Genomic DNA, 24,727 nt, shown 5'->3' with positions numbered 1-24,727 from the left:
GGCCGGGGTACTCTGCGACGTATTTTGCCGTACGACAACGGTCGTACCGAGTGATGAGACGTCGTGGGGGCGATCCCCGGTCAGGGCGCGCGGTGACGGCGCCGCTGCGGCGGGGCGTCCGGCGAGGGGTGGACGAGGAATGGGCATGCCTGAGACTTCTGCCGAGAGCTCGAATCCGGTGCAGCGCTCGCGTGCGCGGGGCGCGGGCAAGGTGGGTGAGCCGGAACTGCGGCAGCTGCTGGCCGGGCTCACCGCGGTGCGCGACGGCGACTTCGGCACCCGGCTGCCCGACGAGGCGGACGGGCTGCTCGGCGAGATCGCGACCGTGTTCAACGGCATGGTCGACCAGCTGTCGCTGTTCACCTCCGAGGTGACCCGGGTGGCCCGGGAGGTCGGAACCGAGGGCACCCTGGGCGGTCAGGCGGACATCCCCGGTGTCTCCGGCACCTGGGCGGATCTGACCGACTCGGTCAACGCGATGGCCGGCAACCTCACCGCTCAGGTCCGCAACATCGCCCAGGTCACCACGGCCGTGGCGCGGGGCGACCTGTCGCAGAAGATCACGGTGACCGCCCAGGGCGAGATCCTGGAACTGAAGGAGACCATCAACACGATGGTCGATCAGCTGTCGTCGTTCGCCGACGAGGTGACCCGGGTGGCCCGGGAGGTCGGAACCGAGGGCAACCTCGGCGGCCAGGCCGACGTCAAGGGCGTCTCGGGGACGTGGCGTGATCTGACCGACTCCGTGAACTCGATGGCCGGCAATCTCACCGGCCAGGTGCGGTCCATCGCGCAGGTGGCGACGGCCGTGGCGCAGGGCGACCTGTCGCAGAAGATCACGGTGACAGCGCGGGGCGAGATCCTGGAGCTCAAGACGACCATCAACACGATGGTCGATCAGCTGTCGTCGTTCGCCGACGAGGTGACCCGGGTGGCCCGGGAGGTCGGAACCGAAGGCCGCCTCGGCGGCCAGGCACGGGTGCCGAGCGTCGCAGGCACCTGGAAGCGCCTCACCGAGAACGTCAACGAGCTGGCAGGCAATCTCACCCGCCAGGTGCGGGCGATCGGGGAGGTCGCCAGCGCCGTCGCGGAGGGCGACCTGACCCGGTCGATCACCGTGGACGCCTCCGGTGAGGTCGCCGAACTCAAGGACAACATCAACGCGATGGTCGGCTCGCTGCGGGCGACGACCCGTGCCAACCAGGAACAGGACTGGCTGAAGTCCAGCCTCGCCCTGATCTCCGGCCTGATGCAGGGACACCGCGACCTGGCCCACGTCGCCGAGCTCGTCATGGACGAGCTGACCCCGCTCGTCTCTGCCCAGTACGGTGCGTTCTACCTCGCGGAGGAGACCCCGGACGGCACCGAACTGCGGCGTGTGGGCTCCTACGGGCGGCCCGCCGGCAGCACCGGCCACGACCGCTTCAAGCTGGGCGAGTCCCTGGTCGGCCAGGCGGCCCGCAGCCGCCGGACCATCGAGGCGGACGGCGTCCCCGCCGATTACGTGAGCATCTCCACGGGGCTCGGCCGGGCGACGCCCGGCAGCCTGATCGTCCTGCCGATCGTCGTCGACGACCAGATCCTCGGCGTCATCGAACTGGCCTCCTTCACCGCCTTCACCCCCATCCACCGGGACTTCCTCGAACAGCTCATGGAGACGGTGGGCGGAAACGTCAACACCATCGTCGCCAACGCCCGGACCGACGAACTGCTCGGCGAATCGCAGCGTCTGGCCGGTGAACTCCAGTCCCGTTCGGAGGAGTTGCAGGTACAGCAGGAGGAACTGCAGCGCTCCAACGCGGAGCTGGAGGAGAAGGCCGCCCTGCTGGCCGCCCAGAACAGCGACATCGAGGGCAAGAACCTCGAGATCGAGCAGGCGCGCCAGGAGCTCGAGGACCGCGCCCAGCAGCTGTCGCTCGCCTCCAAGTACAAGTCCGAATTCCTGGCGAACATGAGCCACGAGCTGCGGACCCCGCTCAACAGCCTGCTCATCCTCGCCCAGTTGCTCGCGCAGAACCCGACCCGCAACCTCACCGCCAAACAGGTCGAGTACGCGGGCATCATCCACTCGGCGGGCTCCGACCTGCTCCAGCTGATCAACGACATCCTCGACCTGTCCAAGGTCGAGGCGGGCAAGATGGACATCAACCCGGAGCGGGTGCCGATCCGGCAGCTCCTCGACTACGTCGAGGCCACCTTCCGTCCGCTGACCACGCAGAAGAGCCTCGACTTCACCATCGACACGGCGCCCGGCGTGCCGGTCGACCTGCTCACCGACGACTCCCGGCTGCGCCAGGTCCTGCGCAACCTGATCTCCAACGCGGTCAAGTTCACCGAGCGCGGCAGCGTGAAGGTGCGCATCGAGCCGGCCGCCGACGGCGAGCTGCCCCCCTCCGTCCACCGCGGTGGTGCCGTGGTCGCCTTCCGCGTGGAGGACACCGGTATCGGCATCGCGGAGCAGCAGCTCGAAGTGATCTTCGGAGCCTTCCAGCAGGCGGACGGCACCACCAGCCGCAAGTACGGCGGCACAGGGCTGGGGCTGTCCATCAGCCGGGAGATCGCGCACCTGCTGGGCGGCGCGCTCACCGCCAGGAGCACGCCCGGCCGTGGCAGCACCTTCACGCTGTACCTGCCCGTGGCCCGCGCCGACTTCCACGACCACCACACCGACGACGGACATGCGGGACCCGCCGCTGGTGCCGCCCCGCACTCCGGCGAGCCGTCCGACACCCGCCGCCAGAACGGCGGGGACGCCGAGGTACGAGGGCCGCGCCGGCTGCTGGTGATCGAGGAGCGGCCGCGCGGGCTGCTGTCCCTCGTCGCCGAGAGCGCGGTGGCCGAGCTCACCGGTCACGAGCTGGGAGACCGCGACGACATCGAACTGGTCGCGGCGGTCGGGCCGCAGGAGGCGGCACAGGCGCTGGCCGCCGCGCCGTTCCACTGCGTGGTCCTCGAGCTCGACATGGCGAACAGCGAGGCGCTGCACTTCCTGGACGCCATGGACGGTGACGCCGCGCTGCGCACCGTACCCGTACTGGCGCACAACAACCGCCGCCTCGACGCGGCGGACGAGCGGACTCTCGAGGCGCGTGCCCGGAAGCGGCCGCTGGAACTCCTTTCCAGCCTGGACGAACTGCGGGAACGGATCGCGCTGCACCTGTCCGCCGATCAGCCCGGCGACGTCGTGCCCCTGCTGCGCGGCGAGGAGACCCGTCCGCAGACGCCCCGGAGCGTGGACAACTCCCTCCACGGCCGCACCGTCCTCGTCGTCGACGACGACGCGCGCAACCTCTTCGCGCTCAGCGGCATCCTGGAACTGCACGGCATCCGGGTCCTGCACGCGGAGAACGGCCGCAAGGGAATCGAGGCCCTCGCGGAGCACCCGGACATCTCCCTCATCCTGATGGACGTGATGATGCCCGAGCTGGACGGGTACGCCGCGACAGCCGAGATCAGGCGGATGCCCGCGTACGCGGACCTGCCCATCATCACGGTCACGGCGAAGGCCATGCCCGGCGACCGGGAGAAGAGCCTCGCCTCCGGCGCCAGCGACTACGTCACCAAGCCGGTCGACGCCGACGACCTCATCGCCTGCGTCCGCCGCTGGCTGATCCCGGCCTCGGGCGACGGCGCGGTGGTGTCATGACCCTCCCCGAAGAAGTGGGCGGGCAGGAAGGCGAGGAACTGGTACCGGCTCCACGCCGGCACCAGGACCAGGCGTCCACCGCCCCGGTCGTGTCCTCCCCGGACACGGCCGCACGGACAGTGATCACCACGACGGCGGCGGGGTCGCACCAGACGTCCTCCGTCGGCCGACTGGCGGCGACGGTGGAGAGACTGCGCGCGGAGGTAAGGGCCGCGCACGCCGCGGCCGACGGCCGGGCGCTGGTCGAGCTCGCCAAGGGCATCATGATCGAGCGGCTGCGGTGCGGACCGGCGCAGGCCGCGCGCCAGCTCGCCGAACTCGCCGACCAGGCCCACCTGTCGCAGCTGGAGCTGGCGGCGGACATCATCAACCAGGCCGCGCACGACCAGGTCGCCGAAGCCGCGGGCGAGTTCGTCCGGCAGATGAACGGCGGGCCGGGCACCGGCGAGGACACCGGTTCGTCCGTCTCTGTACGGCTGCGCACCGCGGAGAGCGCCGCGCTGGCCGCCGACGACACCCAGGCCGTCGCCGAGTCCCTGCTCGAGCACGCCCTCGCCCCGCTGGGCGCGACGGCCGTGGCGATCTGGACCGCGGGCTCCGACTCGTCCCTCACCCTGCGCGGCCACGCCGGTTTCAGCACCGACGAGGCAGGACGCTGGCGATACGTGCCGCCCGGCGTCGCGACCGTCGCCCGCCAGGCGCTCGGCGAGCGGCGAGCCGTATGGTTCGCGTCCCCGGCCGAGGCCGAACTGCCCTCCATCGGGCAGAAACAGTGCCCCGGCGGCGGTCGTGTCGCCCTGCCCGCGGGTACCGGCGGCCGGATCCTCGGCGTGCTCGAGATCTGCTGGCCGCAGCAGCCGGCCCCCCGGTCACCGGCGGTCGCCCGCCAGATCGAGGCCCTGGCCGAGCTGTGCGCGCACACGCTCGACAGTCTCCCCGCGGGCGGCGCGGAACCGGCCGCCGTTCGGGAGCCGGCCGACGTGTCCGAACTCGTGGACCTGGCCGACGGGTTGTACGACCCCGCTCTGGTGCTCACACCGCACGTCGACGCGGAAGGCCACCTCACCGACTTCCGTGTCCGCCATGTCAACAGCAGCTTCGTGGACCCCGCCGGGCGCCCCCGCGGCGCCGTCAGCGGGGCACTCCTGCTGGAGGCGTACCCGATGGCGGCCGGTGACAGCGAGCTCTTCGGGAAGATCGAACGCGTCTACGCCACCGGCGAGCCCTTCCGCGCACAGCGCATGACACTCACCGCGCTCGTCGACCAGGTCCCGCTCGCGTCCGTCGCCGACCTCAGCATCAGCCGGCACGGCGCCAGCGTCCTGCTCATCTGGCGTGTCGAGGACGAGACCGCGCGGCTCGCCAGCCTGCTCCAGCACGCCCAGCGCCTCGGACGCATCGGCGGCTTCGAGGAGAACCTCCTCACGGGTGACATCACCTGGAACGGACAGCTCTTCGACCTGTACGGACGTGCCGTCACGGAGGAGCCCGTGTCGCTGCACGACCTCGCCGATCACGCGCACTCCGACGACACCGTCGCCATCGGCCGGTTCCTGCGGACCGTGCTCCACCACCGCAGGCCCGCGTCGACGGCGTTCCGTCTCCAGCGTCCCGACGGGGTGACCCGCCACATCCGGGTCATCGCGGAACCGGTCCTCGACGCGGCCGACCGCCTGCTGGCCCTGCGCGGCGCCTACCAGGACATCTCCTCCCAGCACTGGACCGAGGTGGCCCTCGCCGCCACCCGCGACCAACTCGCCCACACCGAACAGGAGTCGGCCGAACGCAACCGGCTGGCGCTGCAACTCCAGCACGCCATCATGCCGCCGACCCGCAACCCCCTCGACGCCCCGGGACTCCAGGTCGCCGTCCGGTACCGGCCGGCGGAGGCCGAGTCGCTGGTGGGAGGCGACTGGTACGACGCCGTCGTCCTGCCGTCGGGTCGGATACTGCTCTGCGTCGGCGACATCGCGGGCCACGGCATCAAGGCCGCGACCGGGATGGTGGTCCTGCGCAACGCGCTGCGCGGCCTCGCCGTCACCGGCGCGGGCCCCGGCCAGCTGCTGTCCTGGCTGAACATCGTGGCCCACCACCTCACCGAACAGGTCACCGCCACCGCCGTGTGCGGACTGTACGACCCGCAGACCCGCGTCCTGCGCTGGGCCAGGGCGGGGCACCTTCCTCCCGTGCTCGTGCGCGGACAGCAGGCCGACACCCTGCCGCTGCTCGGCGGACTGCTCCTCGGCGCCATGGCGGACGCCCGGTACCAGGAGGGCGAGGTCCAGCTCGAGCCGGACGACACGCTGCTGATGTACACCGACGGTCTCGTCGAGCGCAGGGACACCGCCGTCCACGACTCGCTGTCCCAGCTGCTCACCTCGGCCCGGACCCCGGCCGCCACCCTCGACCGCCGTCTGGACCGGTTGCTCACGCACAGCAAGTCGGACACCGACGACGACACCTGTCTCATCGGCATCCAGGTGTCCTGATCACCCGCCGGGGCGGTCGTCCCCGCCTCCCGGCCGCTCCCGGTGCGCACCCGGGGTGCGGCCGAACGCGCGGCGGAAGACGTCGATGAAGGCGCTCGTCGACGACCAGCCGCACCGGTGGGCGACCGCCGTCACCGGCATGTCCTCGGCGAGCCACACCAGCGCGTGGTGCAGGCGCAGCTGGGTCCGCCACTGAGGGAACGTCATACCGAGGTCGGAGCGGAACAGCCGGGTCAGGGTCCGCTCGCTCGCCCCGGCCTCGGTGCTGAGCTCCGCCAGCGTCCGGTCGTCGGCCGGGTCGCGTCGCAGTACGTCGCACACCTTCGCCAGCCGGGAGTCGCTGGGCGCGGGCAGATGGTGGGGCTGCCGGGACGCCACCCGCAGCTGGTCCAGCAGAACGGCCCGCAACCGACGGCGTTCGGGTGTGTCGTCCAGTGGCGGGCGGGTGCTCGCGATGATCAGCTCGCGCAGCAGCGGCCCGACCGACAGGACGGCGGGGGTGTCGAATCCGGGCGGGCCGTCGGCGGCGGGCAGCCCCACCGTGTGCAGCTCGAGCCGGCCGTGGGCGCGGTGGGCGTGCACCGTCGAGGCGGGGACCCAGATGGCCCGGTTCGCGGGAGCGATCCAGACGCCCGCGTCGGTCGTGACGGCGAGGACGCCGGTGGCCGCGTAGACGATCTGGTGGTCGTCGTGGCGGTGCGCGTCGATGCTCGCGCCCGCGGCGAGCGGGCGGGTTCGGGTCGGGGCGACGGGCTCATGGCGGATGTTCGGCATCACTTGGCAATTTATCGGAAGCGGGACAGGGGCGCCGGACGCGACGATCGATCCGTGAACCAGGACCACGACCGCGATGACCAGTCCGTCGTTCAGTACACCGCCGGGGCCGCCGCCGCCTCGAAGGCGCCCGCGCCAGAGGCTCTGGCGCCGGAGGTTCCCGTGCCCGAGGCTCCACCACCCCCGGCCGACGCGCTTTTGACCACCCGGAGACGCCGGACCGTCGCCCTGCTGTCGGTCGGACACGGATGTGTCGACGTCTACCAGGGCACGGTGGCCGCACTGGTGCCCTGGTTCGTCGCCGAGCGGGCCTACTCGTACGCCGCCGTCTCCGGCATCGTGCTGGCCGCGTCGCTGCTGTCGTCGGTGGTGCAGCCGCTGTTCGGCGCCCTGACCGACCGGTGGGCACTGCCCTGGCTGCTGCCCACGAGCACACTCGTCGCAGGAGCGGGCATCGCCCTGAGCGGCGTGGGCGGTTCGTACGCCGTGACCCTGGCCTTCGTCGCCGTCTCCGGAATCGGCGTCGCCGCGTACCACCCGGAGGCGGCCCGGGTGGCGCGCGCCGCGTCGGACGGCAGCAACACCGCGATGGGCTGGTTCTCCCTCGGCGGCAACATCGGCTTCGCCGTGGCACCGGCGGCGGTCGCCGCTGTCGTCGCCCTCGGAGGTCTGCGGGCCACCCCGCTGCTGATCGCCCCGGCCGTGACGGGCTGCGTGCTGTGCCTGATCGCGCTGCGGGCGGTACGGGGGCCGGCGCGGCAGGCCGCGGCGGCGGAGGCGCCCGCCGTCGACGACCGCCGGTCCTTCGTACGCCTCGCCTCCGCGATCGTGTGCAGGTCCGTCGTCTTCGTCGGCCTGAGCACGTTCGTGGCCCTGTACGCGCCGCAGCGCACCGGCGGCGGCGCGGCCGCCGGCGCGGCGGCCCTCTTCGTGCTGTACGCGGGAGGCGCGATCGGCACGGTGGCGGGCGGCGCCCTCGCCGACCGCTGGGGCCGGGTGACCGTGGTGCGCCGGGCGTACGCGCTGGCGGGATTCGCCGTCGCGGGGGTGGTGTTCGTGCCCGGCCCTCTGTTCCACGTGTGCGTCGCCCTCACGTCCGCCGCCCTCTACGTGCCCTTCTCCCTTCAGGTGACACTCGGTCAGGACTACCTGCCCACCAGGGCCGGCACCGCCTCGGGCATCACCCTGGGGCTGACGGTGAGCGCGGGCGGGGTGGCCGGCCCGTTCATCGGGGTGGCGGCCGACATGTCGACACTGCAGATCGCTCTCACCCCGCTGATCGTGCTGCCCGCGGTGGGATGGCTGCTGGTCCGTAGTCTTCCTGAGCCCGGCCCGCCCGTACGGCGTCGCGGCCGTGAGGCCGGCGCGGTCGGGCGCGCCGGGCGCTGATCGCGGCGCGCCGCTCCGTGGTGTGCCGGGTCCGGTGCCCTGCGTACCGCGCGGCGGGGGCGGGCCCGTCCGGGCCCGCCCCCTCGGCCGTGTCCGGCCGCCGCTCCGCCACCGCCTCGTGGCGTCGCGTCAGGTCAGGAGCCGGGCGTCACGGCCTTGATCCGCATGAAGGTCACGGAGTTCGGCGGGAAGGTGTGGCCGAAGGTGTTGTCCACGCCGCGCAGCGTCGACCGCTCGGGCCTGATCGGTGTCGCGGACGCGGTGTTGACCGCGTCCGGGTTCCCGGCGAGCGTCGTCAGCCGCGCGACCGGTGAGACGGTGGTCCGGCGGCCGAGGTCGATACGGGTCCGGGCCGCCGCGTCCTGCGCGTTGACGACCTTGACGACGAGTTCACCGGCGCCCCGGTCGTACGTCACCACCTGGCGGAACGGCTCCGCGGGTTCGTCCGTGAAGCTTCCCCACTCCTTGCCGTCCAGGAACAGGGTCACCTGCCGGCCGCGGATCTGTACCCGCAGGTCGTACTCCCGGTCCGTGGTGATCGTCGTGCCGTCCTCGATCACGACCGTTTTCGCGCCGTGGTCGGCCTGCTCGACGGCGGAACGGGTGTTGCCCCAGCCGCCCAGGTTCCACCAGTAGTGGTTGCCGGTGTCCTGGACGCCGAAGGCGACCAGGAAGCCCTCACGGCCCGACTTCTTGGTGGCCTTCACCCGCAGGTCGTAGTTCTGCCACCGCGCGTCGCCGGCGGTGACCATGGTGTCCTCGGCCGTGGCGTCGGACTGGAGGAACGCCCCGTCCGCGATCTGCCAGGAGCCGCGGCCGGTCGCCCTGGTCCACTGGGAGTCGGTGCCGGAGAAGTCGTCCCGAAGGAGGGTGCGGCCGTCGGCGGAGGTGACGGAGACGTCGTCGTACGAGGCGCTGGTCGCCCAGGTCGACAGTCCGACGGCACCGGTGATGCCGGCCTCGGCCGCAGGGGTGCCGGACGCCTCGCTGGGCACGACATGGTCGCCGACGTTGTTCATGAACAGTTTCTGCGTCTCGTAGTCGGCCGAGCCCCACGACCGGTGGTTGTCGAACCAGATCATGTTCGGCCGCCACTGCACGTAGTCCTCGTTGGCGAGCAGCGGTGCGTAGGAGGCCATCTTGACGATGTCCGCGTTGCGTTCGAGGCCGGTCATGAACGCGGCTTCGGCGAGGGCGTTGCGGAAGCGGTTGTCCCGCGAGGCGTACTCGCCGAGGAACACCTCCGGGCCTTCACGGTCGTACGAGTCGTACCGGTCGTTGTTCTTCAGGAACCACTCCGGGCCGTTGTAGTAGTGCTCGTCGACCATGTCGACGCCGGCCGCCCGGTTGAGCTCCCACGCGCGGTCGAACACCGCACCCGTGTCGTCGGGTCCCGAGTTGCTGATGACGGTGAGGTCGGGGTACCGGTCCTCGATGGCGTCGCGGAAGCGGATGAAGCGCGCGAGGTACTCGTCGGGCAGGTTCTCCTCGTTGCCGACCGCGAGATGGGTGAGACCGAACGGCTTCGGGTGGCCCATCGCGGCCCGCCGGGCGCCCCACGGCGAGGTCGCCGGCCCGTTGGCGAACTCGATCAGGTCGAGGGTGTCCTGGATGTGACGCCGCAGCAGCCCGGGGTCGTCGGTGGCCCGGTTCTGGCCGCAGCCGGTGACCAGCGCGGGGACGACGGGCAGGGGCATGGCGCCGATGTCCTCGGCGAACTGGAAGTACTCGTAGTACCCGATGCCGTAGGACTGGTTGTAGCCCCAGAAGTTGGAGTTGGTCGCGCGCTGCTCGACGGGCCCGATGGTCTCCTTCCACTGGTAGGAACGGCTGCGCTCCCAGTCGGGTGCCTCGTAGGCCTCGTGGCTTCCGGTGTTGACGAGACAGCCGCCGGGAAAGCGCAGGAAGCCGGGTTCCAGCGCGGCGATCTTCCGGGCGAGGTCGTCGCGCATACCGTTGGGCCGGTTCTTGAACGTGTTGCGGGGGAAGAGCGAGACCATGTCGAGCCGGAGGGTTCCGGTGCCGCCGGCGCCGACGCTGAGCCGTCCCTCGGTGCTGGTGCGGCTCGCGGTCAGGGTGCCCGTGTACCTGGTCCAGCGGTCGCCTTCGACCTGGACGGCCAGCGGCTCGGCGAGCGTTCCCGCCGTGTCGTCCAGCGTGACCCTCAGCGGTGTTCCGGTGGCGAGGTCGGTGCGCGCCCACACCGAGAAGTCGTACCGCTGCCCGGCCCGTACGGCCATACCGGAGTTGTAGCCGCTGTTGGTGAGCCGGACCGCTGCCGGGTCGGTGCCGGGGGCGCCGAGCGTCGCCCGCAGATAGCGCCGGTTGTTCTCGTTCAGGCGGCCCTCGTCGTCGACGACCTCGGCGGTGCCGGTGCCGGTCGTGGCCCACGATGTCAGAGGCGTGTAGGAGGCGTTGTCCGCGCGGTCGTACTCGAAGGACCGGTTCTGCACGAGTTCGGCGTACAGCCCGCCGTCGGCGGCGCGGTTGATGTCCTCGTAGAAGACGCCGTACATCGTGTCGTCGATCGACGGGCCGCGGTCGGACGGATCGACGGTGAGGGTGTAGTCGGTGACGGGCGCGGCGGGCACGGCGGGCGCGACGGGCGCGGCAGGCACGTCCGAGGCGGTTGCCGGGCCGCCGCCGAGGGTGCACGCGAGCAGGGCACCCGCGCAGAGCCGTGACCACGGCTTCGTCGACGGGCGTCGGGAGGGCGCGCGTGTGCTTGTCGGGCGGGGTGCCATGGGCTCTCCTGAGGACAATGCGTTCGGGATATCGAACGTTGTGCGAAATTGCGCATGGCGAGCATGGGGGAGCCGGTCTCGGTGCGTCAAGACGCCTGTCTGCGTGAGCTGTTGACATCGGTGAGGGTCCGGCCGTTGACTTGCGCCACCATTCCGAACATTGTCCGAAATATCGAACAGACCGTATTCGGGCGGTCGGCGAGGAGCACGAGACCCATGACGACCAGCAGACGCGCGGTTCTGGCAGCGGCCGCGGTCGCGGCGGCCGCCGCGACCGGGTCGACGACAGCGGCGCATGCGGCCACCGGACCCACGGCCGCGCCGCCCACCGGCCCGCGCGATCCGGTACGGGAGCACTTCGGAACACTGGGCGACGGCACCCGCGTCGACCGGTGGACACTGTCCAACGGCGGAACCCGCCTGCGCGTCCTGTCGTACGGCGGCATCGTCCAGGCACTCGAGATCCCCGACCGCCGGGGGCGGCCGGCCAACGTCTCACTGGGCTTCGCCGATCTGGCCGATTACGTCGCCAAGAGCCCCTACTTCGGCGCCCTGATCGGCCGGTACGGAAACCGGATAGCAGGCGCGCGGTTCTCCCTCGACGGGACCACCCACCGCCTTCCGGCGAACGACGGGCCCAACAGCCTGCACGGTGGGGACCAGGGCTTCGACAAGCGCGTATGGGACGTCGTGCCGTACCGGCACGGCACCGACACCGGGCTCACCCTGCGCCGCGTGAGCCCCGACGGGGAGATGGGCTATCCCGGCACACTGACGATCCGGGTGGACTACGTCCTCACCTCGCGCGGCGACTTCCGCGTCGACTACGAGGCGACGACCGACAGGCCCACCGTCGTCAACCTCACCAACCACACGTACTTCAACCTGGCCGGGGAGGGAAGCGGCTCGATCCACGACCACACGCTGCGCATCGACGCCTCCCGCTACACCCCCGTCGACGCCACGCTCATCCCGACCGGCGAGCGGGCGCGCGTCTCACGGACCCCCTTCGACTTCCGGCACGGCAAGCGGATCGGTGACGACCTGCGCGACGGACACGAGCAGATCCTGCTGGGGCAGGGCTACGACCACAACTTCGTGCTCGACAAGGGTGTCACCGGTTCTCCGGAGCGGGTGATCGCCGTGTCCGACCCAGCGTCCGGGCGGACCATGCGCATCGCCACCACCGAACCGGGCGTGCAGTTCTACAGCGGCAACTTCCTCGACGGCACCCTCAAGGGCACCTCCGGACGCGTCTACCGGCAGGGTGACGGCTTCTGCCTCGAGACCCAGCACTTCCCCGACTCGCCCAACCAGCGCGGATTTCCCTCGACGGTGCTGCGCCCGGGACAGACCTACCGCTCCTCCACGGTGCACTCCTTCGGAACCCTCTGACGGCCGATGGGTGCGGGCACGAACCGGTCGGCGCCGGCCGGCCCGCCACGCACCGCGCCGCCGGCCCGGAGATCCTCCGGACCGGCGGCACCGCGGGGCGTCAGGAACCGACCTTGCGCTTGTTCCACACGTCGAACCCGACCGCGGCCAGCAGCACCAGGCCCTTGATGACCTGCTGGTAGTCGCTGCCGATGCCCACGAGTGACATGCCGTTGTTGAGCACGCCGAGGACCAGACCGCCGATGACCGCGCCGAGCACCGTCCCGACGCCGCCGCTCATCGACGCGCCGCCGATGAACGCGGCCGCGATGGCCTCCAGTTCGAAGTTCACACCGGCCTGCGGCACACCGGCGTTGAGGCGTGCCGCGTAGACGACGCCGGCCAGCGCCGCCAGTACCCCCATGTTGACGAACACGAGGAACGTGACGCGCTTGTCCTTCACGCCCGACAGCTTGGCCGCCGCCTGGTTGCCGCCGAGGGCGTACACATGGCGTCCCACGACCGCGTTGCGCATGACGAAGCCGAAGCCGACGAGCAGCGCGGCGAGGAGCAGCAGTACGACCGGGGCGCCGCGGTAGCTGGCGAGGGTCAGTGTGAAGGCGAGGACGGCGGCCGCGAGAGCGGCGCACTTGGCGAGGAACAGACCACGGGGCAGCACGTCGAGGTCGTACTTCTGCTGCCGGCGACGGTCGCGGACCTCCTGCCACAGGGCGAATGCGAGGAGCGCGAGCCCCAGCAGCAGGGTGAGGTTGTGGTAGTTGGTGACCGGCCCGACCTCCGGCAGGTAACCGGTGGAGATCTTCTGGAACCCCTCGGGGAACGGGCCGAGCGAGCGGCTGCCCAGCAGGATCTGGGTGCCGCCCCGGAACAGCAGCATGCCCGCCAGTGTGACGATGAACGAGGGGATGCCGACGTACGCGATCCAGAAGCCCTGCCAGGCACCCGCCGCCGCCCCGACCACGAGGGCGAGCACCAGGGCCGCCGGCCACGGCACGTCGTGCTCGACCATCATCACGGCGCACGCCGCGGAGACGAAGGCGGCCAGCGAGCCGACCGACAGGTCGATGTGGCCCGAGATGATGACGATCATCATGCCGATGCCGAGGACCAGGATGTAACTGTTCTGCAGGACCAGGTTGGTGACGTTGTTCGGCATCAGCAGGACGCCGTCGGTCCATATCTCGAACAGCACGACGATGAAGGCCAGGGCGACGAGCATCCCGTACTGCCGCATGTTGCGGCGTGCGGCGTCCATCAGGAGCGACTTCGTCGAGGAGCGTGCGGCCGGCGGCGCGGGGCTGGGCGGGCTGTTCTTGGCGTCGGTGGTGACCGGACCCATTTCTGTTACCTCTTGTCGCTGGTGTTGGTCATGTGGCGCATGAGGACTTCTTGGGTCGCCTCACCGCGCGGCACCTCTCCCGTGAGGCGGCCGGCGGACATCGTGTAGATGCGGTCGCACATACCGAGCAGCTCGGGGAGCTCCGAGGAGATGAAGACGACGGCCTTGCCCTCGGCGGCGAGCCGGTCGATGACGGTGTAGATCTCGAACTTGGCGCCGACGTCGATGCCGCGGGTGGGTTCGTCGAGGATCAGCACATCGGGACCGGCGAAGATCCATTTGCTGAGGACGACCTTCTGCTGATTGCCGCCGGAGAGCCGGCCGACCTGCTCGAAGACCGTCGGCGCCTTGATGTTCATGCTGGTGCGGTACGACTCCGCGACCCGGCGCTCGGCGTGCTCGTCCACGATGCCCCGCCGGGAGACCTTGGACAGGGCGCTCATGGTGATGTTCCGGCCGATGGAGTCGATGAGGTTGAGCCCGTAGTGCTTGCGGTCCTCCGTGACGTAGGCGATGCCGTGCCCGACCGCTTCCGGGACCGTGCGGGTGTGGATCTCGTGGCCGTCCTTGAGCACCGTTCCGCTGATGTTGCGGCCGTAGGAGCGGCCGAAGACGCTCATGGCCAGCTCCGTGCGGCCGGCGCCCATCAGTCCGGCGATGCCGACGATCTCGCCCCGCCGGACGTTCACCGACACCTGGTCGACGACCTTGCGCTGCTGGTCGATCGGGTGATGGACGGTCCAGTCGCGTATCTCCAGCGCCGGGTGGGCGCCGGCGTCGCCGGTCCACGGAGTGCGCTCGGGGAACCGGTGGTCCAGGTCGCGGCCCACCATGCCCCGGATGATGCGGTCCTCCGTCGTCAACTCGTCCCTGACGTCGAGGGTCTCGACGGTGCGGCCGTCGCGGATGACGGTGACGGAGTCGGCGACCTCGGCGATCTCGCCCAGCTTGTGCGAGATGATGATCGAGGTGATGCCCTGCTCCTTCAACTCCTTGATCAGGGCGAGAAGTTTGGCGCTGTCCTCGTCGTTCAGGGCGGCGGTCGGCTCGTCGAGGATCAGCAGCTCGACCTTCTTGGAGAGCGCCTTGGCGATCTCCACCAGCTGCTGTTTGCCGACACCGATGTCCGCGACGCGGGTCTGCGGGTGCTCGTCGAGGCCGACCCGCTTGAGCAGGGCGGCGGCGTGGCGCAGGGTCTCGTTCCAGCTGATGATGCCGCGCCGGGCGTGCTCGTTGCCGAGGAAGATGTTCTCGGCGATGGACAGGTACGGCACCAGGGCGAGCTCCTGGTGGATGATGACGATGCCGCGGTCCTCGCTCGCCCGGATGTCCCTGAACGCGCACGTCCGGCCCTGGAAGAGGATGTCCCCCTCGTAACTGCCGTGCGGGTGCACGCCGCTGAGCACCTTCATCAGCGTCGACTTCCCGGCGCCGTTCTCCCCGCAGACGGCGTGCACCTCACCGGGCGCCACGGTCAGCGTCACGTCGGACAGCGCGCGCACGCCGGGGAACGACTTGCCGATCGAGCGCATCTCGAGGATCGGCCGGGGCGTACCGGTCACAGGTCGCTCGCCTTGATGTAGCCGGAGTCGACCAGCACCTTGCGGTAGTTGGAGGCGTCGACGCTCACCGGGTCGAGAAGGAAGGCGGGCACGACCTTCTTCTCGTTGTCGTAGGTGGTCGTGTCGTTGACCTCGGGCTTCCTGTCGTTCAGTACGGCATCGGCCATCTGCACGGCCTGCTTGGCGAGCGCCCGGGTGTCCTTGTAGACGGTCTGGGTCTGTTGCCCGGCGATGATGGACTTGACGGAGGCGACCTCCGCGTCCTGCCCGGTGACGACCGGGTACGGCTTGGCCGCGGTGCCGTAGCCGTCCGACTTGAGCGCCGAGAGGATGCCGATCGAGATCCCGTCGTACGGCGAGAGCACCGCGTCCACGGCCTCGGAGGAGTACGAACCGGTCAGCAGGTCGTCCATGCGCTTCTGCGCGGTGCCGCCGTCCCAGCGGAGGGTGGTGATCTGCTCCAGCCGGGTCTGGCCGCTGCGGACGACCAGCTGCTTCTTGTCGATGTACGGCTTCAGCACCTTCCACGCGCCCTGGAAGAAGAAGCGGGTGTTGTTGTCGTCGGGGGAGCCGGCGAACAGCTCGATGGTGGCGGGTTCCCCGGCGCCGCCGTTCTTCAGTCCCAGCTTGTCGACGATGTAGTCGGCCTGGAGCTGCCCGACCTTCTCGTTGTCGAACGACGCGTAGTAGTCGACGTCGTCGCTGCCGAGGACGAGCCGGTCGTAGGAGATCACCTCGATGCCCTGTTCGCCCGCCTGCCGCAGCACGTCGCTCAGGGCACGGCCGTCGATGGCGGCGACGACGAGGACGTCGACACCCTTGGTGATCATGTTCTCGATCTGGGAGACCTGCTGGTCGACGTCGTCCTCGCCGTACTGCAGATCCGTCTTGTAGCCGAGCTTCTTGAACTCGGCGGCCATGTTGCTGCCGTCGGCGATCCAGCGCTCCGACGACTTGGTCGGCATCGCTATGCCGATGGTGGAGCCCTTGCCGCCCTTCTGTTCCTGCTTGCTGCCGCCCTCGCTGTTCTGGCCGCAGGCGGCGAGGGACAGTGCGAGCGTGGCGGCGACGGCGGCGGTGACCGTGGTGCGGCGGTTGAGAGTCATCATCAGTCCTTCTGGTCGGTCGTCGGCTGGTCAACGGGCAGATCGGCGGGCAGATCGGCGTGCGGGGCGGCGTGCGGCTCGGTCGTGGGCAGGTCGGCGACCGGGAAGCGGTGCAGGGGTCCGGGGAGGCGGGAGCCGAGCGGTGACATCCCGCCGTCGGCGCCATGACGGGCCAGCAGGTCGAGCGCGAGCCGTCCCCGCCTGACGCGTTCGCGTGCCGACGCCAGCATCGTGTCCCTCATGTGGGCGCCGTACGGGTAGAAACCGGGGGCCCGGCTCAGTCCGAACTTGAGGTAGAGCGGGGCGCCGCGCCGGATGATCTCGGCGGTCTCGTACATCCGTACATAGCCGCCGAGATCGTCCGGCGCCTCGATGTAGAGGTCCATCGGCGCGCCGCTGACCCGGCGGATCTCCGTGAGGTGAGTGAGCGTCAGGTCGGAGGGGACGTTGACGGAATCGGCGCCGAGCCGTTCATGGACCGCGTACGCGGCCGGGTTGACCGGACCCACGAGCGCGGAGACCTTGAACGTCGTGCCGGCCGGCAGCACGCCCTGCCCGCGCAGCCGGTGCAGGGTCCAGAGCACGCCCTCGTCCGCGACCAGCAGGCACCGTACGCCTAGGGAGGTCGCGCGCAGCGCGTCCTCGACGCAGCCGGCCAGCGCGTCGTGGCCACGGGCGCGCAGACCCGAACCGCCGGACGCGGTACGGGTCGACGCGCCGATGTCCCAGCTGCCGCGCGGCCCGGTGAAAAGGCACAGTTCGATGCCGCGTTCGGCGCTCGCCCCGACCATCTCGGTGATCTCGTCGTCGGTGAGCATCCACACGCCGCTGCCCTGGCTGATGCGGTGGATCGGCAGGTTCAGCCGGGCCGCCTCCTCCAGTACGACGGCGAGCACCTCCGGGCCCTCGCACGAGGGGATCTCGGTGCGCCAGCTGCCACCGTCGGGGAAGCGGTGCGCAGAGGCGTCCGCCGGGTTCTCGGCGGGAGCGGCCAGACCGAGTGCGGCGAGTGCCGCTTCACCGGGGCGGCGCCGGTCGCGGGCCGGTGCGGTGGAAGGGGTCACGAGCACCTCTATGTTCGATATGTCGGACGGCGTTCGAGATTCTGCGCTGAAGTTAAGGAGCCGGGTGTGCGGGTGTCAATGGTTCGGACCGGCCGGGAAGGAGATTCCTGAGCCCTTACCGGGCGGACGGTGCGGCGATAGACTGTTCGCCCTGTCGGTCAAGCGTTGAAATATCGAACAAGGGGGAAGTCGTGGGACGTCATGTGCCCGCCGTCACCCGGGCTCTGGACATTCTGGAGCTCTTCCTCGACGGCGACGGGACGATGTCGGCGCCCGACATCGTCCGCAGGCTCCAACTGCCGCGCACCACTGTGCACGAACTCATCACCACCCTCACGGCCAGGTCCTACCTCGTGCCCGTGGAGGGCCAGCCCGGGCGCTACCGGCTCGGCGTCCGTCCGTACCAGCTGGGCAGCCGGTACGCGGAGCAGCTGGACCTCGCCCGGGAGGGCCAGGAGGTCGCCCGCTCCGTCGCCCAGACCTGCGGGGAGACCGTCCACGTCGCGATCCTTGACGGCTCCCAGGTCCTCTACGTCGCCAAGGTCGACTCCACGCACGCCGTCCGCATGGTCTCCGCGGCGGGGCGGAGCCTGCCCGCGCACTGCACCGCCGTCGGCAAGATGCTGCTGGCCTCCCTCCCGGAGGAGGAGCTCGACAGCCGCTTCGCACCCGGCACCGAGCTGGTGGCCATGACATCCAACAGCATCACCGACCCGGCCGTGCTGCGCTCCGAACTCGCCACCGTGCGGGCGGCCGGTGTCGCCCTGGAACAGCGCGAGTCGAACGCCGACGTCAGCTGTGTCGCCGCACCGGTGCGCGACCGCTCGGGACGGGTCGTGGCGGCGCTGTCCATCTCCGTGCCGATGATCCGCTGGAGCGAGGAGCGGCTCGCGGAACTGCGGCCGCTGGCCGGCAAGGGGGCCGCGGCCCTCTCCGAGCGGCTCGGGCACCGGGCGCCGTGACGGGCGTGGAGACGGCAGTGCGGCACGAGGCCGCACTGGGTGAGGGCCCCACCTGGGACGGTGCGGCAGGCCGGCTCGTGTGGGTCGACATCCTCTCCTCCCGCGTCCACACCTACGATCCCGCCACCGGTCGGCGCACCGTCATGGACGCGGGTCAGCACGTCGGAGCGGCCAAGCCCCGCGCGGGAGGGGGAGTGGTGGTCAACCTCCGTGACGGAGTGGGGGTGTACGACGGCGACGGCGCGTTCCGGTGGCTGCACCGCGAGCCGGTCGAGGGGCGGCGCGGCAACGACGCCGCGGTCGCCCCGGACGGCTCGTTGTGGGCGGGGACCATGCGCTACGACGAGGCGCCCGCGGGCGGGACACTCACCCGGATCGCGCCGGACGGCACGACGACCGGGATACTGACCGATGTCGCCGTCAGCAACGGCACCGGGTGGAGCCCCGACGGCAGCCGGATGTACTACATCGACTCGCCGACCCGCCGCATCGACGTGTTCGACGTGCGCCCGGGCGACGTGCTTCCGGTCAACCGGCGGCCGCTGACCGTCGTCGAACCGGGTGCGGGCTTCCCCGACGGCCTCGCCGTCGACGCGGACGGGTGCGTCTGGGTGGCTCTGTGGGACGGCGGCGCGGTGCGCCGTTACACACCGCGGGGAGTTCTGGACCGAGTGGTTCCGCTTCCGGTGCTCCGGCCCACCGCCTGTGCCTTCGGCGGTCCGGCCCTCGCCGATCTCTACATCACCTCGGCCTCTGCGGGACTGGCCGCGCCGCACCCGCTGTCGGGTTCCCTGCTGGTGCTCCCCGATGCCGGCCAGGGGTTGCCGCAGCCCGCCTTCGCGGGCTGAACGGGGGCGGCGGGCCCGCCGAATGGCAGTCACTGACGCGGTTTGTTCGTGATATCGAACGACGTTCGTGATTTCAGCGAAAGTCGTTGACGGCGCGTCGCCCCGCGTCTACGGTCCCGTTCGAAGTGGCGAGCGTGCGCCGGTATGTCGAACATGGCGTGGCTGCTCCCGCTTCCGCCTCCCCGCCGAATGAAGGAGCCGCCCTTCATGAACGCCGCGCCGTCCGGACGCCGGAAGCACCGGCGGCCAGTCCGTGTTCCGCGACCGTGGCGGCCGCGACGTCCTCGCCTACCACTACTACGACGGCGCGGACAACGGCGTGCCCAAACTCGGCCTCAGCACCCTGAGCTGGGGCGATGACGGCTGGCCCGTCGTCACCCCCTGACGCCCGCCCCCGGAAGGACACCATGCCCGACAGCAATGCCCGCTTCACGCTCGACCCCGCCTTCACCGTGGGCGAGGTGAATCCCCGTCTCTTCGGCTCGTTCGTCGAGCACTTGGGCCGCTGCGTGTACACCGGCATCTTCGAGCCCGGCCACCCGGCCGCCGACGAGGCGGGGCTGCGGACCGACGTCCTGGACCTGGTCCGCGAACTCGGCGTCACCGCGATCCGCTACCCGGGCGGCAACTTCGTCTCCGGCTACCGCTGGGAGGACTCCGTCGGCCCGGTCGAGGAGCGGCCGCGCCGCCTCGATCTCGCCTGGCGGTCCACCGAGACCAACCGGTTCGGGCTGAGCGAGTTCATCGGCTTCCTCAAGAAGCTCGGCCCCGAGGCCGAGCCGATGATGGCCGTGAACCTCGGTACGCGCGCGGTGGCGGAGGCGATCCGGCTCCAGGAGTACGCCAACCACCCGTCCGGCACCGAACTGTCGGACCTGCGCATCGCACACGGCGACAAGGACCCGTTCGGCATCCGCCTGTGGTGCCTCGGCAACGAGATGGACGGGCCGTGGCAGACCGGCCACAAGACTGCGGAGGAGTACGGCCGGCTGGCGGCGGAGACGGCCAGGGCGATGCGCCAGCTCGACCCCGCGGTCGAGCTGGTGGCCTGCGGCAGCTCCAGCCAGGCGATGCCCACCTTCGCGGCCTGGGAGGCGACGGTCCTGACGGAGGCGTACGACCTGGTCGACCACATCTCGCTGCACGCCTACTACGAGGAACTCGACGGCGACCGCGACTCGTTCCTCGCGTCGGCCGTCGACATGGAGTCCTTCATCGAGAACGTGGTCGCCACCTGCGACCACATCGGCGCCCGGCTGAAGTCGAAGAAGAGGATCCAGCTCTCCTTCGACGAGTGGAACGTCTGGTACCAGAAGCGGTTCCAGGCCGAGTCCGAGGCCGACCCGCTGGACTGGCCCGAGGCCCCGCGACTGCTCGAGGACAACTACAGCGTCACCGACGCCGTCGTCTTCGGCTCGCTGCTGATCGCCCTGCTCCGGCACGCCGACCGGGTCACGGTCGCCTGTCTCGCCCAGCTCGTCAACGTGATCGCCCCGATCATGACAGAGCCCGGCGGCCCCGCCTGGCGGCAGACGACGTTCTTCCCCTTCGCCCAGGCCGCACGCCACGGGCGCGGTGAAGTCCTCGACGTACGGGCCGAGTCGCCGACGTACGAGACGGCCGCGTACGGAGAGGTGCCGCTGCTGCACGCCACCGCCGTACGGGACCCGGAGAGCGGCACCGTCACCGTCTTCGCCGTCAACCGCGGGCGGAACGAGCCGCTGCCGCTCCACGTCACGCTGTCCGGACTGGACGTGAGCCGTGTCGTGGAGCACAGCGTGCTCGCCGACGCCGACCCGGACGCCCGCAACACCCTGGCGGAACCCGAGCGTGTGGTGCCGCACGCAGGCAGGGGCGCCCGGATCACCGGAGGAGTCCTCGAGGTGACCCTCGAGCCCCTGTCGTGGAACGTGATCCGCCTGGCCGCCGGGGCCTGACGGCCCCCCGAGGGCTTCCACCGAAGCCGCCACCCGCCCCCGGTCGCCCGGAGAACCGGGGCCGGGCGGCTACCCCCGGAACCCTCCGCCCGCTCCGCACGCCCCGGAACCCTCCGCCCGCCCCGGAACGCCCCGGAACGCCGCGCCCGCCCCGGAACGCCCCGCACACCCCGTAGCTCCACTTGCTCCGTACCTCCCGTGACCCCGGTCGACGACCGACCTCCCGCAGAGACGAGCCGCCATGCAACCTCCCCTTCTCACCCGGCGCCGAGCCCTCGCCGGCGGCGTCGGTGCCCTGGCCGGCGCCGCCTGTCCGGGCCCGCTGTCCGGATGCGCCGCGCCGTCCGCCGCCACCGGTCCCGGACAGACCCGCCTGCGGTTCTGGCACCTGTTCGGCGGTGGCGACGGGGTCAACATGCGGGCCATGCTCGAGGACTTCCGCGCCGAGCACGCGGACATCGGCCTGGAAGCCGTGACCCTCCAGTGGGGCGCCCCCTACTACACCAAGCTCGGCATGGCGGGCGCGGGCGGACGCGCTCCCGAACTGGCCGTGCTCCACCTCGCCCGGCTCGCGGGCTTCGCCCCCGGCCGGCTCCTGGACCCCTTCGACCTGGACCTGCTCGCCGACCTGGGGGTGCGTGAGCAGGACTTCCCGCCCGAGATCTGGCGACGCGGCCAGGTGGCCGGCAAGCAGTACGCCGTGCCGTTCGACACCCATCCCATGGTGCTCTACTACCAGACCGAGGTGTGCGAGAAGGCCGGACTCATGACCGGCGGCAGGCTCAGAGCCGTCACCGGGGCCGAGGACTTCGCCGACGCACTGCGTGCCGCGAAGAAGGCGACCGGTCTGCCCGGCCTGGTGACGGAGACCCTCGGCCCCGACTGCATCACCCCCTGGCGGCTGTTCGCCACGTTCTACTCCCAGACCGGCGGCAAGGTGCTCTCCGACGACGGCAGGAGTCTCGCCCTCGACGACGCGAAGGCGCTGCGCGTCCTGACGTATCTGGCCTCGCTCGCGGAGGAGGGGTTGATGGTGCGCCGCGCCGACTACGGAGCCTCCGTCGGCATCTTCAACGGCGGGAAGACGGCCTTCCACCTCAACGGTGAATGGGAGATCAGCACCTTCCGGACCGGCGGGATCCCGTTCTCCATGACCCGCGTCCCCGCCCTGTTCGGCCGGCCCACCGCCCAGGCCGACTGCCACGCCTTCGTCCTGCCGCACCAGGCCGGCCGCGGCGGTCCGGCCGACGAGGCCGCGCACACCCTCGTCGCCTGGATGCTGCGCCACTCCGTCGCCTGGGCCGAGGGCGGCCATGTGCCCGCCTACCGACCGGTGCTGAAGGATCCCGCCTACCTCGCCCTGAAGCCGCAGTCCGAGTACCGCGGCGTCATCGACGACGTGGCGCTCGACGAACCCGCCTGGTTCGCCGGATCCGCCTCCCGCATGTGGATCGAACTCGGCGCCGTCTTCTCGGGTGTCCTCACCGGATCCCGCAGCCCGCGCGGCGCCCTGACGGAGGCCAGGGCCCGCCTTGGAACCCTCCTCGACACCCGCAACCCCCTTCCCGGAGTCGCGTCATGACCACCACCACCGCGGCACCGCCGCCATCGGTGGCGAAGCGCCGCACCGCAGCCGACCGACCGCCGGTCCTTACCGTCCGCCGCGGATGGACCGAGCACGGCCTGGTGTTCGTCGCCCCGTTCCTGCTCGTGTACGCGATGTTCCTGCTGTGGCCGCTGCTCTCGGGCCTCGGTATGAGCCTCACGAGCGAGAACATCACCGGTACCGGCGGCGAGTTCGTCGGTCTCGCCAACTACGCCGAGGCCTTCGCCGACCCGGATGTCTGGTCCTCGCTGTGGAACACCGTCTGGTTCACCGTGCTCTCCACCGTCCCGCTCGTCCTCGTGGGGCTGGGCCTGGCGCTGCTCTCGCACCAGCTGCGGGTGGTGCAGTGGCTGTGGCGGCTCAGCTGGTTCGCACCGTTCCTTCTGCCGTCCGGAGTCGTCTGTCTGCTCTTCGCGCAGATGATCTTCCCGTCCGGCTTCGGGCTCGCCGACCAGATGCTCGCCTCCGTCGGGCTGGAGCCGGGCATCGGCTGGCTCAGCGAGGAGCGCTACGCGATGCTCTCCGTAGTGGCGACCACGGTCTGGTGGACCGTCGGCTTCAACTTCCTGCTCTACCTGGCCGCTCTGCAGGCCGTCCCGGCCCACCTCTACGAGGCCGCCGAACTGGACGGCGCCGGGTCCTGGCAGCGGCTGTGGCACATCACGCTGCCGCTGCTGCGCCGCACCACGGGCCTGGTGGTGGTCCTCCAGGTCCTCGCCTCGCTGAAGATCTTCGACCAGGTCTACATCATGACCGGCGGCGGCCCCGACGACTCCACCCGGCCGATCCTGCAGTACGTCTACCAGCAGGGGTTCACCGGCTACCGCATCGGCTACGCCTCGGCCGTCTCCTACATCTTCTTCGCACTGATTCTGATCGTCTCCCTGGTGCAGCCGATGCTGTCCCGGCGCCGAACCGAGGAGGCCGCGAAGTGAGCGGTTCCACCACCGTCAAGGTCCCCGCCGCGGGCCCCTCCGCAGACGGCGCCGGCGGCCGCGAGCCGCGCTGGAACGGCGGCCGGATCGCACTGCTGGTGATCGCCCTGCTTCTCGCGGCCGCCTGGCTCGTCCCGCTCGCCTGGGCGGTCGCGACCTCGCTGAAGCCGGAGGCGGAGACGACCAGGACCCCGCTCGAGTGGATCGGCTCGAGCATCACGTTCGAGGCGTACGCCAAGGTCTGGGAGTCCGGCGATGTGCTGCGCTGGATGATGAACTCCGTGTACGTCTCCCTCATGACGACCGTACTGACCGTCCTGACCTGTGCGATGGCCGCGTACGGTTTCACCCGCACCGACTTCCGCGGGCGCAGGACGCTCTACGGGCTGGTGCTCGCGGGCATCATGGTGCCGCCGCAGGTGCTGATCGCGCCGCTGTTCACCGAGATGGTGCAGCTCGGGCTCGTCGACACCTACTGGGGCGTGATCCTGCCTCAGGTCGCCGTGCCGGCCATGGTCTTCATCCTGGTGAAGTTCTTCCAGGGGGTGCCCCGGGAACTGGAGGAGGCGGCCTTCGTCGACGGTGCGGGGCGCTGGCGGGTGTTCTGGACGATCGTGATGCCGTTGTCCCGGCCGGTGCTCGCCGCCGTCGCGATCTTCACGTTCATCTCCACCTGGAACAACTTCCTGTGGCCGTTCCTGGTAACCACGGACCCGGGCGGGATGACACTGCCCGTCGGCCTGGTCAGCGTGCAGTCCTCGTTCGGTGTCCGCTACGCGCAGATCATGGCGGCGCTGGTCGTCGCCGGGCTGCCCCTGCTGATCGTGTTCATGCTCTTCCAGCGGCAGATCGTGCGCGGGATCGCGCACACGGGCCTCTCCGGCCAGTAGCCTTTTGCGCACACAGGGCCGGGGCGCACCCGCGATGGGTG

17 protein-coding genes are annotated in these 24,727 nt (G+C 70.8%); 11 read left to right on the top strand and 6 right to left on the bottom strand.

The window, feature by feature from the left end; genetic code table 11:
• Positions 1-145: 145 nt before the first annotated feature.
• Both ACFYV1_RS25450 and ACFYV1_RS25445 read left to right on the top strand, forming a co-directional pair.
• Entirely contained in the window at positions 146-3,646 is a 3,501-nt protein-coding gene (locus ACFYV1_RS25450) for a HAMP domain-containing protein (protein ID WP_389397884.1), read from the top strand.
• The gene (locus tag ACFYV1_RS25445) at positions 3,643-6,135 is read left to right on the top strand and encodes a SpoIIE family protein phosphatase (protein ID WP_389397883.1); all 2,493 of its coding nucleotides are present in this window, start codon (positions 3,643-3,645) and stop codon (positions 6,133-6,135) included. Before ACFYV1_RS25450 ends, ACFYV1_RS25445 begins: the two co-directional genes overlap by 4 nt.
• On the opposite strand, the gene ACFYV1_RS25440 is transcribed toward ACFYV1_RS25445, so the two are convergent.
• Complete coding sequence (locus tag ACFYV1_RS25440) at positions 6,136-6,909, bottom strand: AraC family transcriptional regulator (protein ID WP_389397882.1); 774 nt, start codon at positions 6,907-6,909, stop codon at positions 6,136-6,138.
• A gap of 198 nt (positions 6,910-7,107) precedes the next feature.
• On the opposite strand from ACFYV1_RS25440, the gene ACFYV1_RS25435 reads away from it, so the two are divergent.
• Positions 7,108-8,298 (top strand): MFS transporter, encoded by a 1,191-nt coding sequence (locus ACFYV1_RS25435; protein ID WP_389398010.1) that lies wholly within the window; start codon positions 7,108-7,110, stop codon positions 8,296-8,298.
• Positions 8,299-8,432: 134 nt separating this feature from the next.
• Here the strand turns inward: ACFYV1_RS25435 and ACFYV1_RS25430 are convergent, their stop codons facing one another.
• The gene (locus tag ACFYV1_RS25430) at positions 8,433-11,042 is read right to left on the bottom strand and encodes an alpha-L-arabinofuranosidase C-terminal domain-containing protein (protein ID WP_389397881.1); all 2,610 of its coding nucleotides are present in this window, start codon (positions 11,040-11,042) and stop codon (positions 8,433-8,435) included.
• 216 nt (positions 11,043-11,258) lie between these two features.
• On the opposite strand from ACFYV1_RS25430, the gene ACFYV1_RS25425 reads away from it, so the two are divergent.
• Complete coding sequence (locus ACFYV1_RS25425) at positions 11,259-12,437, top strand: aldose epimerase family protein (protein ID WP_389397880.1); 1,179 nt, start codon at positions 11,259-11,261, stop codon at positions 12,435-12,437.
• Between the two features lie 100 nt (positions 12,438-12,537).
• On the opposite strand, the gene mmsB is transcribed toward ACFYV1_RS25425, so the two are convergent.
• From mmsB to ACFYV1_RS25405, 4 genes are read right to left on the bottom strand one after another with little or no spacing between them, the layout of a single operon-like run.
• Positions 12,538-13,776, bottom strand: a complete 1,239-nt coding sequence (gene mmsB / locus ACFYV1_RS25420; RefSeq protein WP_389397879.1) for a multiple monosaccharide ABC transporter permease — start codon at positions 13,774-13,776, stop codon at positions 12,538-12,540.
• Between the two features lie 5 nt (positions 13,777-13,781).
• Positions 13,782-15,308, bottom strand: coding sequence for a multiple monosaccharide ABC transporter ATP-binding protein (mmsA, locus tag ACFYV1_RS25415; protein WP_389398009.1), 1,527 nt, complete (start codon positions 15,306-15,308; stop codon positions 13,782-13,784).
• A 26-nt stretch (positions 15,309-15,334) separates the two neighbouring features.
• A complete protein-coding gene (gene chvE / locus ACFYV1_RS25410; protein ID WP_389397878.1) occupies positions 15,335-16,447 on the bottom strand; it encodes a multiple monosaccharide ABC transporter substrate-binding protein in 1,113 nt (370 codons plus the stop codon).
• Complete coding sequence (locus ACFYV1_RS25405) at positions 16,447-17,508, bottom strand: hypothetical protein (RefSeq protein ID WP_389397877.1); 1,062 nt, start codon at positions 17,506-17,508, stop codon at positions 16,447-16,449. The genes chvE and ACFYV1_RS25405 overlap by 1 nt, the downstream gene beginning before the upstream one ends.
• A gap of 191 nt (positions 17,509-17,699) precedes the next feature.
• On the opposite strand from ACFYV1_RS25405, the gene ACFYV1_RS25400 reads away from it, so the two are divergent.
• The 7 genes from ACFYV1_RS25400 (at position 17,700) to ACFYV1_RS25370 (ending at position 24,686) form a co-directional block, all read left to right on the top strand.
• On the top strand, positions 17,700-18,470 hold the full coding sequence (locus ACFYV1_RS25400) for an IclR family transcriptional regulator (protein WP_389397876.1): 771 nt from the start codon (positions 17,700-17,702) through the stop codon (positions 18,468-18,470).
• Positions 18,467-19,318, top strand: a complete 852-nt coding sequence (locus ACFYV1_RS25395; protein ID WP_389397875.1) for an SMP-30/gluconolactonase/LRE family protein — start codon at positions 18,467-18,469, stop codon at positions 19,316-19,318. The genes ACFYV1_RS25400 and ACFYV1_RS25395 overlap by 4 nt, the downstream gene beginning before the upstream one ends.
• A 253-nt stretch (positions 19,319-19,571) precedes the next feature.
• Positions 19,572-19,703 (top strand): hypothetical protein, encoded by a 132-nt coding sequence (locus ACFYV1_RS25390; protein WP_389397874.1) that lies wholly within the window; start codon positions 19,572-19,574, stop codon positions 19,701-19,703.
• 22 nt (positions 19,704-19,725) lie between these two features.
• Complete coding sequence (locus tag ACFYV1_RS25385) at positions 19,726-21,255, top strand: alpha-N-arabinofuranosidase (protein WP_389397873.1); 1,530 nt, start codon at positions 19,726-19,728, stop codon at positions 21,253-21,255.
• A 241-nt stretch (positions 21,256-21,496) separates the two neighbouring features.
• A complete protein-coding gene (locus tag ACFYV1_RS25380; RefSeq protein ID WP_389397872.1) occupies positions 21,497-22,837 on the top strand; it encodes an extracellular solute-binding protein in 1,341 nt (446 codons plus the stop codon).
• The gene (locus tag ACFYV1_RS25375; protein ID WP_389397871.1) at positions 22,834-23,796 is read left to right on the top strand and encodes a carbohydrate ABC transporter permease; all 963 of its coding nucleotides are present in this window, start codon (positions 22,834-22,836) and stop codon (positions 23,794-23,796) included. The genes ACFYV1_RS25380 and ACFYV1_RS25375 overlap by 4 nt, the downstream gene beginning before the upstream one ends.
• Positions 23,793-24,686 carry a carbohydrate ABC transporter permease gene (locus tag ACFYV1_RS25370; RefSeq protein ID WP_389397870.1) on the top strand — a complete coding sequence of 298 codons (894 nt, stop codon included), beginning with the start codon at positions 23,793-23,795 and terminating at the stop codon, positions 24,684-24,686. The genes ACFYV1_RS25375 and ACFYV1_RS25370 overlap by 4 nt, the downstream gene beginning before the upstream one ends.
• The last annotated feature ends 41 nt before the right edge of the window (positions 24,687-24,727 follow it).

The organism is Streptomyces sp. NPDC003023 (assembly GCF_042888225.1).
GTDB lineage: Bacteria > Actinomycetota > Actinomycetes > Streptomycetales > Streptomycetaceae > Streptomyces.
This window is presented reverse-complemented; position numbering and strand designations above follow the sequence as displayed.